The sequence below is a fragment of the Streptomyces sp. NPDC050264 genome, from assembly GCF_040655895.1.
Taxonomy (GTDB): domain Bacteria; phylum Actinomycetota; class Actinomycetes; order Streptomycetales; family Streptomycetaceae; genus Streptomyces.
The window spans coordinates 249,653-265,224 of sequence record NZ_JBFAKV010000001.1 but is presented as its reverse complement, the minus strand read 5'-3'; the positions used below and the strand labels follow the sequence as shown (position 1 = coordinate 265,224).

The following is a 15,572-nucleotide window of genomic DNA, read 5'->3' as shown; positions in this document are numbered from 1 at the left end:
AGGTATCAAGCCCCCCCCCGCCGACCGGACCGGGCCCGGGGTGCCTGTGGAGGTGTTCATGAGCAGCCAGGACCTCGGCACCGCGGGTGCCGGCGGCAGCGGCCGCGGTCACCAGGCCCTGCCCGGCGACGCGGCCAAGAGCGGCGGCGTCCTCGTCTCCATCGGGGCGCTGCTCCTCGGCATGCTGCTCGCCGCGCTCGACCAGACCATCGTCTCCACGGCGCTGCCCACCATCGTCAGCGATCTGGGCGGCCTGGAGCATCTGTCCTGGGTCGTCACCGCGTACATGCTCGCCGCGACGGCCGCGACGCCCCTGTGGGGCAAGCTCGGCGACCAGTACGGGCGCAAGAAGCTCTTCCAGCTCGCGATCGTGATCTTCCTGATCGGCTCGGCGCTGTGCGGCATGGCGCAGAACATGCCCGAGCTGATCGGCTTCCGCGCCCTGCAAGGTCTGGGCGGCGGCGGCCTGATGGTGCTGTCCATGGCGATCGTCGGCGACCTCGTCCCGCCGCGCGAACGAGGCAAGTACCAGGGCCTGTTCGGCGCCGTGTTCGGCGCGACGAGCGTGCTCGGACCGCTGCTCGGCGGGCTGTTCACCGAGCACCTCAGCTGGCGCTGGGTCTTCTACATCAACCTGCCCATCGGTGTCGTCGCGCTCGCCGTCATCGCCGCGGCCCTGCACATCCCGGCCCGCTCGACGAAGCACCGCATCGACTACCTCGGCACCTTCCTCATCGCGTCCGTCGCCACCTGCCTCGTCCTCGTCGCCTCGCTCGGCGGCACGACCTGGGGCTGGAGCTCGCCGCAGATCATCGGCCTCGCCGTGCTGGGCGTGGCGCTCGGCGTGGTGTTCGTGTTCGTGGAGTTCCGGGCGGCCGAGCCGGTGCTGCCGATGAAACTGTTCCGGGTCCGCACCTTCACCCTCGCCGCCGTCATCAGCTTCGTCATCGGCTTCGCGATGTTCGGCGCGATGACCTATCTGCCGACGTTCCTCCAGGTCGTGCAGGGTGTCTCGCCGACCATGTCGGGTGTCCACATGCTGCCGATGGTGATCGGCCTGCTGCTCTCCTCCACCGTCTCCGGGCAGATCGTCAGCCGCACCGGCCGCTGGAAGGTCTTCCCCGTCGCGGGCACCGCCGTCACCACGATCGGCCTGCTGCTCCTGCACAACCTCGACGAGACCAGCTCGACCGTCGAGATGAGCGCCTACTTCTTCGTCTTCGGTCTCGGCCTCGGACTCGTCATGCAGGTGCTCGTCCTCATCGTGCAGAACGCGGTGCCGTACGAGGATCTGGGCGTCGCCACCTCGGGCGCCACGTTCTTCCGCTCCATCGGCGCCTCCTTCGGCGTCGCGATCTTCGGCACGATCTTCGCCAACCGCCTTGCCACGAAGCTGACTTCGGCCCTGAGCGGACAGCAGCTGCCGCCCGGCGTCAACCCGAACTCGCTCAAGGCCGACCCGCGCGGCATCGGCGACCTCCCGCCCGCGGTCCGCCAGCCGGTGCTCCACGCGTACGCCACGTCCATCACCGACGTCTTCGTCTACGCGGTCCCGGTCGCCCTGCTCGCCTTCGTCCTCTCCTGGTTCCTGCGCGAGGACAAACTGCGCGGCGCGGTGACCGCGCCCGACCCGACGCAGACGCTCGCCTCCAACCCGGTGGAGCGCTCCTCGCGCGACGAGGTGGCACGGGCCCTGTCGACGCTCGGGACGCGCGAGGGGCGGCGCGAGATCTACGAGAAGATCACCGCGCGGGCGGGCTACGACCTGCTGCCCGCGGCGAGCTGGCTCCTCCTGCGCATCAACCGGTACGGCTGGGCCGAGCCGGCCGTCCTCGCCGAGCGCAGCGCCGTGCCCCTGACGGTGATCATCGAGGCGGCGCGGCAGGTGGAGGAGCGCCGTCTCGCGGTGCGGGACGGCGTCGACCTGGTCCTCACCGACGAGGGGCGGACGGTCGCCGCCCGCCTCGGCAAGGCCCGGGAGGACTCGCTGGCGGAGCTGCTCGGCGACTGGTGGGGCCCCGAACGGCCCACGGATCTCTTCCGGTTGGTGTCCGAGCTGAACGCCGAGATGTGCGGATCGGACGCGGAGCGGCCGCACGACGGTGGCGGCCGGACGGGGCTGGCGGCCTGACGCCGGGGTTCAGGGGGCCAGCCGCTTGCTGAACCAGTGCTCGGCGTAGGTGTCGTCGTTGTGCGGCTCTGTCTCCTCGTAGCCGAGCCGTGCGTACAGGGTGCGGGCCTCGATCAGGTCGCCGCGGGTGTCGAGGCGCACGCGCTCGGCGCCCAGGGAACGGGCCGCGTCCTCGGCCGCCGCCACGAGCAGCGGCGCCCCGCCCGTGCCGCGCAGCTCCTTGCGGACGAAGACGCGGGTCAGCTCGGCCGTGACCGGGTCCACCAGCCGCACCCCCGCGCTCCCGGCGGGCTCCCCGTCGTACCGGCCGACGATCAACTGCCCGTGTGGCGGCGCCAGTTGCTCGCCCGCCTCGGCGGCGATCCCGCGCTCCAGCTCCGCCGGATCGGTGGCGTGCCCCTGGTGCAGCGCGTACCAGCGGTCGCTCACCTCTGTGTAGTACGCGCGCCACAGGGCGGCTGCGGCGGGCGAGTCGTACGGCTCGGCGGCGAGTGTCCAAGGGGTGCGCATGGCGCATTGTGGGGGCGGTGGGGCGAAGTGGCGCAACCGGATTTCGCCATAGGGCGCCGCGTGACGCGTGACCTGTTTGAGCCGGGCGGGGCGGGCAACCCGGGTCTGGGTAAGCACGGTTGACCCTTATACGACGGATACCGGGAAGGTCGGGAAGACACCCATGTCCACAGGCATGATCATCGTTCTGATCGTGGTGGGGCTCGTGGTCGTCATCGCGGCGGGCGTCTTCGCCGCGCGGACCACGCCCCGCGGCGGACGCGGCCTGAAGCGGCGCTTCGGACCCGAGTACGAGCGGGTCGTCGCCCGGCACGACGGCGACACGAAGGCCGCCGAGCAGGAGCTGACGGAGCGGGTGCGGCGGCACGGTTCGCTGCGCATGCACGACCTGCAGCCCGCCGCGCGCGAGCGGTACCTGGCGCGCTGGACCAGCGCCCAGGAGCGCTTCGTCGAGTCGCCCGCGGAGGCGGTCGCCGAGGCCGAACTGCTCCTCGCCGACCTCGCGAAGGAGCGCGGTTTCCCCGACGGCGGCGGCTTCGAGGAACGGCTGGAGGCGCTCTCCGTCCACCACGGCGCCCATGTGCACGGCTACCGGCGCGTCCACCGGGCGGTGAACGCCCGCGCGGGCGGCGCCGACGAGAGCCGGGCCGGTACGGAGGAGCTGCGCGCGTCGATGGTCGAGGCCCGGGCCCTCTTCGAGGACCTGGTCGGCGTCGACGGCCACTCCGGGCGCCGGACCACCGGGACGGACAAGGTGACGGACGGCGCGGCGACCCACGACAAGCGGACGAGCACCCTCAAGGGGCGCCTGGCGAAGGAGAGTTGATCGAGGATGACGGACATCGACCGAGCACGGCACGACGGTTCGGCCCCGAACTCCGACCCGCTGCGCGACCCGGCGGCCCGGACCACGCCCGAGCCTCTGCGGGAGCCCCACGAGCCCCACGAGCCCCACGAGCCCCGTGAGCCCCGTGAGCGGATTCCGGGTGCGGGCGTCGACGGCGACCGCACCGACCCGCTCGCGCCGGACGCGGGCGGCACCGGCCACCACCTCGGGGACCACGGGGCCGGCGGTGACCACCTCGGTGACCATCACGGGAAGCGTCACGCCGGCCTTGAGGAGCCGGGCCACGGCCTGCGCACCGCCCTGGTCGCCCAGGAGGCCCGCGAGGACCTGACGACCCGCCTGCGGCACGCCGTCGCCGGTTTCGTCGACGAGCCCAGGGCCGCCGTGCAGGAGGCCGACCTCGTCCTGGAGGACCTGACGACCCGCCTCACCGAGACCCTCGCCGGGCACCGCGAGACGCTGCGCACGTCCTGGCAGGGCTCCGAGGAGGACACGGAGCGGCTGCGTCTCGCCCTGCGCGACTACCGGGAGACGGCGGAGCGCCTGCTGAACATCTGAGCAGGCCCCGGCTACTCGCTCGTGGCCAGGGACGCGGCTTCCCAGGCGAAACCGTCCGGGTCGGTGAACGGCCCGGCGGTGCTGCCGAGCACGATCCGGTGCGATCCCGCACCGTCGGCGGGAACACCGGCGTCCTTGGCCAGGGCGGCGCGCTTGTACAGCGCCAGCTTGACGGGCCCCGCCCCGTCCTCGAACTCGACGTACTTGCCGCCGAAGCTCTTTCCCACGGTCAGGCCCTGCCCGACGTAGAACTGCTTGCTCGCCTTCACGTCCTCGGCGCCCAGCAGGAGCACGATCGCGTCGATGTCGCGGGTGGCCGGGCCGCTGTTCTTCTTCGCGGAGGTGGCGACCTTCCAGATCGTCCCGTCCGGGGCCTGGACGACACCGCCGTAACCCCACAGCGACTTCGCGACCGGTTTCAGCGAGGTGGCGCCGGCCGCGAGGGCCGAGCCGACCAGCCCCTCGACGTCGGCGGGCTGCGAGACCGTGAGCGACAGCGTGAATCCGCGGAAGCCGCTCGTCTCCGCGTCGGAGGCGCGCAGACGCAGCTTCGGGCCCAGCCCGAAAGCGGCGTCGTAGAAGCGTTCGGCGGCCGCGGGGTCGGCCACCTCGAGGGTGACGGATGCGATGGAAGTCATGCGGATCACGCTAGTTCCGCCCCGGCCGCCGACGCTTCTTCATTCCTGACCGGTCTGCGCGACCGGCCGGGAACACCGTTCTACGCGCCCTTCGGCGCCGCCTGCTGCACCACCTCGAAGGACCACACCGAGGAGCTGCTCGAAGCGGGCTTCGGGCGGTCGCCGCCGCCCTGGTGCGCGGCCTTCATCGGCCCTTCCATCCACGCCTGGAACGACTCCTCGTCACGCCACCGCGTGTACACCAGGTAGTCGTCGGTGCCCTCGACAGGACGCAGCAGCTCGAACCACTCGAAGCCGTCCGAATTCTCGACGGCGCCCGCGCGGGACGCGAACCGCTTCTCCAGGACCTCGCGCTGTTCGGCCGGGACGGCCAGGACATTGATCTTGACGATGCTCATGGGTTCATCCTGCCGCACCGTCGGCCGCGGAAGACCGGCCCTCCCGCCACTGGCGGACGATCCCCTCCACGTCGTACGGCTTCAGGCCCAGGGGCGGGCCCGGTGGCGGCTTGAACATCATGTCGCTGATCTTGGCGTTGATCTCGGTGACGATCCGGCGCACCGCCTGTTCCGAGGGGGCCTTCGAGGCTGCCTCCAGGGCGTCCTCGGCCTCCTTGCGCAGGGCCAGGGTGGGAGGCAGGACGGACAGGCCCTCGCGGGCCATCTTCCGCTTGATCCACCAGTTCTCGTCGTACGTGGTGTCGCTCGTGGGGTCCAGGGGCCGGCCGGCGCCGGGCAGGGCGGCGAAGTCGCCGCGGCGCTCGGCCTCGCGGATCTGCTTGTCGACGAATGACTCGAAGCTGACGCCCGGTGGTTTGCGTTCGGTCATGGAGTCATTGTCGCGCAGGCCCCGTGCGACGGGCCGGGGAGCCATAGGATTCGGCCGCTGAGTAAGGAAGCGAACACTGGGGGAGTGCGGTGCTCGAACTGACCATGGCCACGATGTCCGGCGGCGACGCGGGGGCCACAGCCGGGATGGCGATGGCCGAGGAGGCCAGTGAGCCGGGGGCCGTGCTGCGGGTGGGGCGGGACGGCAGCGTGTGCCGGCTCGCGACGCCGGAGGACTGGCTGTTCGTGTCGCGGGTGCATCTGGAGTTCCGGTGCGGGCCCGACGGGGAGTGGAGCGTGTTCTGGCTGCGGGGGTCGCAGGACGATCCCGCCTCGGAGGTGCGGGTGCGGCTCGGGGGCGCGCAGGGGCCCGGCCAACCGCTCGCGTACGGCGGGGCGTTGCTGCTGCCGCGCGGCGGCTCCGGCGAGGTCGTCGTCCTCGACCGGAGCGGGCCGCGCAGCGTGAACGTGGGGTTCTACCACGAAGGGTGAGCCGCGGGACGGACAGTACGGCCGCTGTTCGGCTCAGTCCTGTACGTAGGCCAGGGCGAAGCCGTCGTACCCCTTGGCGCCCACTGTCTGGATCGCCGTCGCGTCCAACTTCGGGTGATCGGCGAGGAGTCGGAGCGCGGCGCGGGTGCCCGTGACATCCGGCTGGGTGTTGTCCGGGTTCGCGACGCGGCCTTCGCGCACCACGTTGTCGACGACGATGACACTGCCCGGCCGGGTCAGACGCACCGCCCAGTCGAGGTAGTTGGGGTTGTTCGCCTTGTCCGCGTCGATGAAGACGAGGTCGAACTCGCTTCCCTCACCGCACTCCTCGGCGAGCCGGGGCAGTGAGTCGAGTGCGGCGCCCACCCGGACCTCGACCACCTTGTCCAGGCCCGCGCGGGCGATGTTGGCGCGGGCGACCTCGGCGTGCCGCGCGCTGTACTCCAGGGTGATGAGCGTCCCGTCGGCGGGCAGTGCGCGGGCCAGCCAGATGGTGCTGTAGCCGCCGAGCGTGCCGATCTCCAGGATGCGGCGGGCGCCCTGGATCCGCGCGATCAGGTGCAGCAGTTTCCCGTTGGTGGCGGAGACGCTGATGCTGGGCAGGCCCGCCGCCTCGCTGTCCGCGAGGGCGGCGGCCAGTGCCTCGTCGGCCGGGGCGAGCAGATCGCTGAGGTAGGCGTCGACGGCGGCCGCGGGGCCGGGCTGCTGGGGCTCGGGGTGAGAGGTCATGCCCGTCACCCTAGGACCGGACCCTATGACGGGCCGGGTCCCAGGCCGGGTTCAGACCGCCGGCGGCGATCCCGGGAGCGGGCGTCCCGCGGACTCGCGCATGCGCCAGGCCGCGATGCCGCCGATGAGGGCCGCGGCCATCATGTAGTAGGCCGGGATCATCAGGTTGCCGGTGGCCGCGATGAGGGCCGCAGCGACGAGCGGGGTGGTGCCGCCGAAGAGGGACACCGAGAGGTTGAAGCCGACGGACAGCGAGCCGTAGCGGACCTTCGTCGGGAACAGGGCCGGGAGCGTCGAGGGCATCGACGACGTGAAGCCGACCAGGAGCAGGCCGAGGGCCGCGAGGCCCAGCGCGATGGCCCAGGTGGAGCCCGCGCGGATCAGCAGGACCGCGGGGACGGAGAGCAGGACGAAGCCCGCGCACGCCGCACCGATCACGACACGGTGGCCGAAGCGGTCGTTGGCCCGGCCCATCGGGAGCTGCACGCACATCATCAGGAGCATCACGCCGATGAGGATGAGCGTGCCGTGCGTGGCGTCGTAGTTCAGTTCCTCGCTGAGGAACGTCGGCATGTACGACAGCAGCATGTAGTCGGTGACGTTGAAGACGAGGACCAGGGCGATGCACAGCGCCATCGCGTTGCCGTTGCCGACGAACATGTCCTTGAACTTCGGCTTGGGGTGCGCCTTCTGCTTGTTCTCGGCCTCTTCGGCGAGCTTCTGGAAGGCCGGGGTCTCCTCCAGCTTCATCCGCACGTACAGGCCGACGATGCCGATCGGGCCGGCGATCAGGAACGGGATGCGCCAGCCCCAGCTGTACAGGTCGCCGTCCGAGAGCGTGGTGGTGAGGAGGGTGGCCAGGCCCGCGCCGGCCACGTAGCCGGCGTTCGTGCCGAGCTCCAGGAACGAGCCGAAGAAGCCGCGGCGCTTGTCCGGCGCGTACTCGGCGATGAAGGTGCACGCGCCGCCGTACTCACCACCGGTCGAGAAGCCCTGCAGCATGCGCGCCGCGATCAGCAGCACCGGCGCCCACACGCCGATGGAGGCGTGCGAGGGGATCAGGCCGATCGCGAACGTGCCCGCCGCCATCATGATCATGGTGATGGCGAGGACGCGCTGGCGGCCGATGCGGTCGCCGAGCGGGCCGAAGAAGGCGCCGCCGATGGGGCGCACGAGGAAGGCGGCGGCGAACGTGCCGAGCGTGGACAGCACCTGGGCCGTGCTCGACGCCGTGGGGAAGAAGACGTGGCCGAGCGTCGCGGTCAGGTAGCCGTAGACGCCGAAGTCGAACCACTCCATCGCGTTGCCGAGCGCCGCCGCCTTGACCGCGCGCTTGACCAGCGACGGGTCGGTGACGGTGACGTCGGAGGAGCTGGCCGGCCCGTCGTCCCGCACGGGTGCGGAGACCTTGCCGGTACTGACTGCGATGGACGTGGCACTGGCCAAGGGTCCGCTCGCCTGCCTTTCGTGGGGGACAAGGGCAGAGGCCGTCCACGGGGAACGGCCTCAAAACGACCATAGGGGCGTTCGCGAGTGTTACGGGTAGTGTTCCTTCCGTCACGTTCCGCGTGGAAACCCTCTCCGGCCTGGGAAGACTCCGAGCCGCCCGCGCACCGCAAATGGGCAATTCTGTGATCTTTGTCGCGGAACCAGGCCCGTGTAGTGCACAACCAAGCAGCGACAAGCAGCCTCCCGACGCCGTCTTCCGGTCAAAACCGAGTGGACAGGCAGGTGAAGTAGGGGTTGCGTGCGTCTCATACCGGGGGCGGTGCGAACCTCTAGGGACGAGTAGGGACGACATGGGGCATCCAGCGGGTGCCGACACGGGCGGGAGGGCCGGGAGCGCGTGGCGAACGTGGAGCACAGAGGGCCGATGACAGGACCGGCGGACACGGCGACAGGGCGGATGAGCGCCGTGCGCGTCGGCCTGTGGCTGATCGCCGCCGTGCTCGCGGCGCGTCAGCTCGTCGCCGTCCTGAGCACGCCGCGGGGCGAGCGTCTCACCGACCTGGAGACCTGGATCGGGCCGAACGGGGTGCTGCACGTCAAGGGCTCCCTGTACGCAGCACCCGACCGGTTCACCGGCACGCCCTTCGCGGGACTCGTCCTCAAACCGTTCTCCCGCGCCGCCGAGCAGGCGCTCGGCTGGGGCTGGACGTTCGGCTCGCTCGCCCTCGTCGTGGCGCTCGGCGTGGTCGCCGCGCGCGCCCTGCCGGGCCCCGTCTCCCGCCGTACGTCCCTGTTCGCCGCGCCGGTCGCGATCAGCCTGCTCATGCTGTCGCTGCCCGTGCGCAACGCGTTCACCCTGGGCCAGACCAGCATCCTCCCGGTCCTCCTCGTCCTCCTCGGCTGCTTCGCCGTACGCGGGGAGAAGGCATCCGGCGTGCTCATCGGCGTCGGCGCGGCCCTCCAGCCGACCGTGCTGCTGTTCGCGCCGCTGCTCTGGTTCACCGGACGCAGACGCGCGGCCGTCACGTCGGGCGGCACCTTCGTCGCCGCGACCGGCCTCGCCTGGGCCGCGATGCCGCACGACTCATGGACGTACTGGGTGCACCACCTGGCCGGCGCGGGCCTGGCCACCGACCCGGCGGCCAACGCCAACCAGTCGCTGCACGGCATGCTGCTCCGCTTCGGCCTTCAGGGGCCGCTGGAGAAGGTGCTGTTCCTCGTCCTCGGCGCGGCCGTCGCCGTCATCGGGGTGCGCCGCGCGGTCACGTACGCGCGCGACGGCCAGCTGCTGCTCGCCGTCGCCATCACGGGCTGCGTCGCCGTCGCGGTCTCCCCGACGACCTGGCAGCACCAGCTCCTGTGGGTGCTCCTCGCCGTCGTCGGCCGCGTCGGCAAGCGCGCCTCCGACCGCTACATGTGGCCGGTCCTCGTCATCCTCGCGCTGACGCTGCCGTCGAAGATGCTGCTGCCGAACATGACGTCGCTCGACCCGATCCGGGACAACGTCGTGCTGATCGCGGCCCTTGCCGCGGCCTGCGTCGTCCCCTTCCTCTCCCGTACGTCACCGCTGTACCGGACGCCGATCCCGACCGAGTACGCCGAGCCCGTGCCCGCCCGCTGGACGTGGGTGCCGCTCGTCCCCGTCTGGCGCCGGGTCCTGGCCCGCCCGAACCTGATCCTCGAACTGCTCCTCATCCGCGTCGGCTACTCCGCCTACCAGCAGGTCCGCCTCGCCGCGACGGGCGGCACGATCTCCGGCGGCCGGGCCACCGCCGAGCACCACGGGCAGCAGATCCACTCGATCGAGCAGTTCCTGCACATCGACATCGAGCACTGGGTCAACCACACGGTCTTCCACCACGCCACCTGGCTGAAGGACTTCTTCAACTTCTACTACACGTCGTTCCACTTCGTGGTGCCGCTGAGCCTGCTCGCGATCATGTACGTGCGCCGCCCCGCCGAGTACCGCTGGGCCCGCTCGGCCCTCGGCTTCGCGACGCTGCTCGCCCTCATCGGCTTCTGGGCGTACCCGCTCGCCCCGCCGCGCCTGATGCCAGGCCTCGGCTTCATCGACACGGTGCACGGCGCCCAGGACTTCTCCAAGCCCAACTACGGCACACTCACCGAACTCACGAACCAGTACGCGGCGATGCCCTCGCTGCACTTCGGCTGGTCCCTGTGGTGCGGCATCGTCATCGTGGTCCTGGCGCGCAGGAAGTGGGTGAAGGCCCTCGGGGTCATCCACCCCCTGTGCACGGTTTCCGCGATCGTCGGCACCGGCAACCACTGGATCCTCGACGCGGTGGGCGGCGCGACCGTCGTCGGCGCCGGGTTCTTCCTCACGTACGCACTCCAGGGCCCGCGCGCGCGAGCGACAACGGAACAACCACTCGCACAGGTGGATTCGAACCGTAACTCGGGCACATCTGTGGCTAGTTGATTACGCTGTGCAGCCGACCTGAGGGGGCTGCATGGCCAACGTCAACGTCCTCGACCCGAGCGCTTCACCGCTCGACTACTACGGCTTCGAGCTGCGCCGACACCGGGAGGCGGCGGGCCTGACGCAGGACAAGCTCGGCGCGATCCTCAACTACACGGGCTCCCTGGTGGGCCAGATCGAGACGGCGCGGAAGCTGCCGACACCGGAGTTCAGTGAGCGCGTCGACGCGGGGCTCGGCACGGACGGCTTCTTCTCCCGCCTGGTGGGTCTTGTACTGAGGTCCCAACTGCCCGCCTGGTTCCAGCAGGTCGCCGAGCTGGAGGCGCGGGCCGTCGAGATCTGCGCCTTCCACACGCACCTCGTGCACGGGCTGCTCCAGACCCGGGAGTACGCGCGGGCCGTGCTCGGCGCGCTCGACCAGGAGAACCTCGACGACCGCACGGAGGTCCGGCTCGCGCGACAGCGAATTCTGGACAAGGAGGAGCCGCCGGTGGTGTGGCTGATCCTGGGCGAGGCGGTGCTGTATCAGGACATGGGGGTGGGGGAACGCGGCGTGATGCGGGGCCAGTTGGAGCGGCTGTTGTCGTACGAGAATGACCCTCGGGTGAATGTGCAGGTGCTGCCGTTCCCGGCGGGGCCGCATGCGGGATTGCAGGGTTCGTTTGACCTGTTCCGCTTCCCGTCCGATCCGGCCATCGTCTACACCGAGGGGTACGGGCAGGGGCATCCGACGGCCAATCCGAGCACGGTGAAGGACTGTTCGCTCCGTTACGATCATTTGCAGGCCACTGCTCTGTCCGTGCGGGACTCGGCGGAGCTGATCAGGTACGTGATGGAGGAGCACTATGCCGAAGTCGACCAACGTCCAGTGGCGTAAGTCCAGTTACAGCGGCGCCCAGGGCGGCGAGTGCGTGGAGTGCGCGCCGATCGGACCGCTCGCCTGGCGCACGTCCTCCTACAGCAGCGATCAGGGCGGTGATTGCGTCGAGTGTGCCCCCGTCGGCGCGCTCGCCTGGCAGAAGTCCACCTACAGCGGCGACCAGGGCGGGTCCTGCGTCGAGGTCGCCGGGACGCCCTGCGCCGCTGTCGCCGTTCGCGACTCGAAGGACCCGGCCGGCCCGAGTCTCACGTTCACGCCGGAGGCGTTCGGCCTGTTCGTCGCGGAGTGTGCGGGCTCCTCGGCGTACTAGTCCGTACTAGTCGCCGTCGTGGAGGTGCATCGCCCGTAGCGCCGCTTCCATGGCGAAGCGGTGTGCGGGGTCCTCCAGGCGGTCGCCGAAGTGGGCGTCGAGATTGCGCAGGCGGTAGCGGACCGTCTGGGCGTGCACGCCGAGGACCTCACCGACCTGCTCGGCGGTGCCCCGGGTGGTCAGCCAGGCGTGCAGGGTCTCGACGAGACGGGCGCGGCGGGCGCCGGAGGACTTGTCGAGCGGGGCCAGTTCGCGGGCGGTGATCTCCGCGACGAGCGCGGGGTCGGATACCAACCAGAGGGTCACCAAATGGTCTGCCGCGTCGATGACTTGGGAATCGGCAACGATGTCGTCGTCGACGAGCTGAAGCACCTTGCGGGCCCAGCGCAGCGAATCGGCTGCCTGCTCGGTCGGCACGGTCAGGCCGATCGCGTACGAGCTGCCGGGGGCGGCGGCGGCGAGCATGGCGCGGCGCTCCGGCGTGAGCGGGCCGGGGATCAGGAGGTGCGGCTGTGGTGCGCCGAGGTCCGCGAGGACGTCGATGGCCAGACCCGCCTGGACGTACTCGGCCGGGGTCCGTAACGCGACCAGGGTCACTTCGGAGGGAAGCTGCCAACCAGCCTGCTCGCACAGGTTGTTGACGGTGATGTGCGCCAACGGGGTTCCGGCGAGCAGCAGATGCAGTAAGCGTCTTCGCAGCACCTCTCCCGCCGCGCCCGCTCTCGACTGCACCTCCATGTACCCCTCGTGGGACAGGGTTTCGAGCTCACCCACGTACGCGAAGAGGGCCTCCGCGAAGGTCAGCAGGAGGGTCGGGGAGAGGTCGAAGCGGCGGCCCAGATCCTTTGCCCGGCGCAGGGCGACCCGGGCGCCGAGACGGTAGGCGCCCTGGAGCGTGTTGAGGTCCCGGCCCTCGTACGCCTCGACCCGGCCGAACTTGCGGAGCAGCTCGTCACGGGTCGCGGTGGAGGCGTCGGGATCGGCGACGCGGTCCACGAAGGCGTTCAGGCTCTGCTCGACACCCTGCCGGATGGCCGCCTCGTTCGGTCCGTCCAACAGCGCGGCGTACTCCGGGAACGCGCGCGTGACCTCGACCTTGATCTCCTTGATCAGGCCGGGGAGTTCGGGCCGCATGATGCGGGCGAACTCCCGGGGCAGAGGGCCCAGCGGGTCCTCCGCGTCCTTCGCGTGCGCTGGCAGGGGCATGGCCGCTTCCTCGCTTGTCCGAGCGCCGGGTGGGGGGCCGGGCCGGGCGACGCAGGGGTGTGCGGTCCCGCCCGTCAGGTGCGTACCAATGGGGCCTATGAAGTTAGAGCAACTACTGTGGGTTGTACATCTGTTGCGCAGGGATTGATCACGGTGTGGGGGATGTGGCTGAGAAGTGATGGGGCGGTGGGGTGGTCACGGGGTCTTGGTCGGGGGGAGGGTCGCCATGGCCGGCGGGCAGCCGAATCCGTACTCCGGAGCGCAGACCGGGGCCTGGTTCATGGCGATCTGGTTGTCGGGTCCGCTGATGGACGCGGTGAACAAGGGGTTGAGGTTCTCGCCGCCGGTGCCACAGCCGGTGAACGCGGGGATGTCGACCTTGCCGGTGAGGAGGCCGCCAAAGAGGACGTTCGTGTAGGTGCCGGTGCCGTCGTCCTTGAAGGAGCCGCGCAGGGTGATACGGAAGGGCTTCTCGGTCCTGCAGTTGGCGCCGAGGGGGAGAGGGACGCCGTTCACCTTGGCCGACCGGATGTGGATGGTCTGGAAGAAGGTGACAACGGCGTAGGCGCCTTCCCCGTAGTAGGTGTTGCCGGTGGAGATGCTGACGAGACCGTTGTCGAAGGCGACCTTCGCGGACACTGGAGCGAAGCCGAAGCTGAGGAAGGTCGAATCGGAGTCCGGCAGAGTCAGCTCTCCGATGGAGTCGATGCGGTTCCAGAAGAAGGCGCCGGTGTCCGGATCGGCGACGTTGGCGCCCTTTATGCCGCCGCTGATGTTCATGAGTGCGGGAGTTCTGGACGGGTCGTTGATGATCATCGATCCGTTCTGTTTGCGTACCGTTGCCAAGCCCACGGCATAGGCGCATCCGCCGAAGCCGTCCGCTTGGGTGATCTCCGGAGGAAACGGCGGTGTCGGGGCCTGGCTGACGTCGGGCTCACCGGTTGGCCTGGGCCCGCAGGTGACCTCATCCGCCTTCGGCTCGTCCTTGGGAGTGACGGTGACGCCGTCGCGGGACTCATCACTGCCTTCGTCCGGCCCTGCCGACGAGGACGGTGAGCCACCCGGCTCGGTCTCGTCCCCTCCCGGTACGGCTACGCGGGCCAGCAGCGGATCAGTGTCCTTGCCCGGAGAGCAGGTGAGGGTGACCGGCGCACCGGACGACGGTGTCACGGTCAGGGCGAGATCACCGGCGAGCAGCTCAATGTCACCCGGCGAGTTGACCGTGACGGAAGGGACGTCTCCGTTGTACGGCAGGACCACATGCTCGCCTTCCATGGGCATGGTGGCCCGCCCGTCGAGGCTGGACCACGTCGCGTTCGCCTTGTCTTCGTTCTGCCGAACCTCCACGCCGAGAGTCGCCTGGCTCGTCAACTCGTCACCGGCGGGCAGCAGATCTGCGAGCCCTGCGCGCGGCAGTACGGCTTCCATCTGGACAGGGCCGGCCTGAATCGGCTTGCCCGTCACAGCCGTCCGCGGCAGCTGCGTGGTCACCTTCACGGCTGTAGCCAGTTTCTGGGGCGCCGCCGTGGCGTCCGCGTCCGCCGCCGGAGGAATGAGGCATTCGTACGCCAACTCAGCGGCAGAGGGCGGCTGTTCATCGGCCTGTGAACCGGAGCCGGACAACAATCCGGCGACCAGTGCGGCCGAGGCGACCGACGCCACCCGCACCGAGCGCCGTGCGCGCAGCCCGGTCCGCTTTCCGATCGCATTCATCCGGTCCCTGCCTCCTGAAGTCGTGTGGCCTCACCCGGTGTCGTTCTGCTCTGGAAACACGCGCACGCCCGCCGCCGAGCGGAAGCTCGACGGCGGGCACAGCGCAGCTACCGGATCACGGGGAGGTGATCGTCTGCTGGGCGGTCATCACGTAGTTGCCCACGAAGTCGGCGTGCGAGCCGGCCGTGAACAGGCCGAGGCAGCTGGCGCCGGCCTGCGCGGCGAGGGTTCCGCCACCGGTCACGTGCAGGGTCTTCGTGGTGTTCTCGTACCAGCCGTTCGTGGTGCCCGCGAAGGTCGCGTTGCAACCGATACCGCTGATGGTGGCACTGATGTTGCTGATGTTGCCGTCGATGTGGTTCGCCGTCGTGCCCGTGGCGTTGACGTAGAAGGGGTTGGCGACCGAAGCGGTGGTGGTGACCGTGAACGGGATACCGGCAACGGTGCACGTGGTGAAGGACAGGCTGGTGATGGAGCCGAGCTGGGCCCCGGCCAGGCCGGACCCGGACTTCAGGGTGCCCTTCGCCTGTGAGGACGCACAGGAGAGTGTGGCGGAACCCACCTTCATCGTGGGCTTCGTGGCGTTGGCCGTGAACGCCCCACCGGGCGTGACCGTGTACGTGGCCAGCGCACCGGCCGAGGCCGAGGAGACCGAGAGGCCGAAGGCCGAGGCGAGCGCGGCAGCGGCGATGGCGGTGTTACGGGCGAATCTGCGCACAGTGGTTCCTCCGCGTGAACGAGGGTGAATTGAGGGAGCGTGACCGCTTCGCGGTGACGCGACCGTGTCGCAACTTCCGGCAACCTCAACGGATCGGCCGCAGGCCAACCTTCGGCGCCTTCAG

Annotated in this window: 16 protein-coding genes; 7 read left to right on the top strand and 9 right to left on the bottom strand. The window is 70.3% G+C overall.

Annotated elements, in window-relative coordinates:
* The first annotated feature begins 58 nt into the window (after positions 1 to 58).
* A complete protein-coding gene (locus AB0J02_RS01245; protein ID WP_363191421.1) occupies positions 59 to 2,131 on the top strand; it encodes an MFS transporter in 2,073 nt (690 codons plus the stop codon).
* Positions 2,132 to 2,140: 9 nt separating this feature from the next.
* Here AB0J02_RS01245 and AB0J02_RS01240 read toward each other — a convergent pair whose 3' ends face one another.
* Positions 2,141 to 2,641, bottom strand: a complete 501-nt coding sequence (locus AB0J02_RS01240; RefSeq protein WP_363191420.1) for a GNAT family N-acetyltransferase — start codon at positions 2,639 to 2,641, stop codon at positions 2,141 to 2,143.
* 163 nt (positions 2,642 to 2,804) lie between these two features.
* Between AB0J02_RS01240 and AB0J02_RS01235 the strand changes: the two genes are divergently transcribed.
* A complete protein-coding gene (locus AB0J02_RS01235; RefSeq protein WP_363191419.1) occupies positions 2,805 to 3,467 on the top strand; it encodes a hypothetical protein in 663 nt (220 codons plus the stop codon).
* A gap of 6 nt (positions 3,468 to 3,473) precedes the next feature.
* The gene (locus AB0J02_RS01230) at positions 3,474 to 4,046 is read left to right on the top strand and encodes a hypothetical protein (RefSeq protein WP_363191418.1); all 573 of its coding nucleotides are present in this window, start codon (positions 3,474 to 3,476) and stop codon (positions 4,044 to 4,046) included.
* An 11-nt stretch (positions 4,047 to 4,057) separates the two neighbouring features.
* Here the strand turns inward: AB0J02_RS01230 and AB0J02_RS01225 are convergent, their stop codons facing one another.
* From AB0J02_RS01225 to AB0J02_RS01215, 3 genes are all read right to left on the bottom strand, one after another.
* The gene (locus AB0J02_RS01225; RefSeq protein ID WP_363191417.1) at positions 4,058 to 4,684 is read right to left on the bottom strand and encodes a glyoxalase; all 627 of its coding nucleotides are present in this window, start codon (positions 4,682 to 4,684) and stop codon (positions 4,058 to 4,060) included.
* Between the two features lie 80 nt (positions 4,685 to 4,764).
* Positions 4,765 to 5,082 (bottom strand): antibiotic biosynthesis monooxygenase, encoded by a 318-nt coding sequence (locus tag AB0J02_RS01220; RefSeq protein ID WP_363191416.1) that lies wholly within the window; start codon positions 5,080 to 5,082, stop codon positions 4,765 to 4,767.
* A 4-nt stretch (positions 5,083 to 5,086) separates the two neighbouring features.
* On the bottom strand, positions 5,087 to 5,512 hold the full coding sequence (locus tag AB0J02_RS01215) for a DUF1992 domain-containing protein (protein ID WP_363191415.1): 426 nt from the start codon (positions 5,510 to 5,512) through the stop codon (positions 5,087 to 5,089).
* A gap of 89 nt (positions 5,513 to 5,601) precedes the next feature.
* On the opposite strand from AB0J02_RS01215, the gene AB0J02_RS01210 reads away from it, so the two are divergent.
* Positions 5,602 to 6,003: a hypothetical protein gene (locus tag AB0J02_RS01210; RefSeq protein ID WP_363191414.1), complete on the top strand. Its 402-nt coding sequence runs from the start codon at positions 5,602 to 5,604 to the stop codon at positions 6,001 to 6,003.
* A 33-nt stretch (positions 6,004 to 6,036) separates the two neighbouring features.
* Here the strand turns inward: AB0J02_RS01210 and AB0J02_RS01205 are convergent, their stop codons facing one another.
* Positions 6,037 to 6,732, bottom strand: coding sequence for an O-methyltransferase (locus tag AB0J02_RS01205; protein WP_363191413.1), 696 nt, complete (start codon positions 6,730 to 6,732; stop codon positions 6,037 to 6,039).
* Positions 6,733 to 6,783: 51 nt separating this feature from the next.
* Entirely contained in the window at positions 6,784 to 8,127 is a 1,344-nt protein-coding gene (locus tag AB0J02_RS01200; protein ID WP_363191754.1) for an MFS transporter, read from the bottom strand.
* A gap of 478 nt (positions 8,128 to 8,605) precedes the next feature.
* Between AB0J02_RS01200 and AB0J02_RS01195 the strand changes: the two genes are divergently transcribed.
* The 3 genes from AB0J02_RS01195 to AB0J02_RS01185 are packed head-to-tail and all read left to right on the top strand — an operon-like array spanning position 8,606 to position 11,811.
* A complete protein-coding gene (locus tag AB0J02_RS01195) occupies positions 8,606 to 10,621 on the top strand; it encodes a bifunctional glycosyltransferase 87/phosphatase PAP2 family protein (protein WP_363191412.1) in 2,016 nt (671 codons plus the stop codon).
* Between the two features lie 31 nt (positions 10,622 to 10,652).
* Positions 10,653 to 11,498, top strand: coding sequence for a helix-turn-helix transcriptional regulator (locus tag AB0J02_RS01190; RefSeq protein ID WP_363191411.1), 846 nt, complete (start codon positions 10,653 to 10,655; stop codon positions 11,496 to 11,498).
* Positions 11,467 to 11,811, top strand: coding sequence for a DUF397 domain-containing protein (locus AB0J02_RS01185; protein WP_363191410.1), 345 nt, complete (start codon positions 11,467 to 11,469; stop codon positions 11,809 to 11,811). Before AB0J02_RS01190 ends, AB0J02_RS01185 begins: the two co-directional genes overlap by 32 nt.
* A gap of 6 nt (positions 11,812 to 11,817) precedes the next feature.
* On the opposite strand, the gene AB0J02_RS01180 is transcribed toward AB0J02_RS01185, so the two are convergent.
* From AB0J02_RS01180 to AB0J02_RS01170, 3 genes are all read right to left on the bottom strand, one after another.
* Positions 11,818 to 13,017: a helix-turn-helix domain-containing protein gene (locus tag AB0J02_RS01180; RefSeq protein WP_363191409.1), complete on the bottom strand. Its 1,200-nt coding sequence runs from the start codon at positions 13,015 to 13,017 to the stop codon at positions 11,818 to 11,820.
* 195 nt (positions 13,018 to 13,212) lie between these two features.
* Positions 13,213 to 14,730 carry a DUF6801 domain-containing protein gene (locus AB0J02_RS01175; protein WP_363191408.1) on the bottom strand — a complete coding sequence of 506 codons (1,518 nt, stop codon included), beginning with the start codon at positions 14,728 to 14,730 and terminating at the stop codon, positions 13,213 to 13,215.
* A gap of 115 nt (positions 14,731 to 14,845) precedes the next feature.
* The gene (locus tag AB0J02_RS01170; protein ID WP_363191407.1) at positions 14,846 to 15,448 is read right to left on the bottom strand and encodes a hypothetical protein; all 603 of its coding nucleotides are present in this window, start codon (positions 15,446 to 15,448) and stop codon (positions 14,846 to 14,848) included.
* Between the last annotated feature and the right edge of the window lie 124 nt (positions 15,449 to 15,572).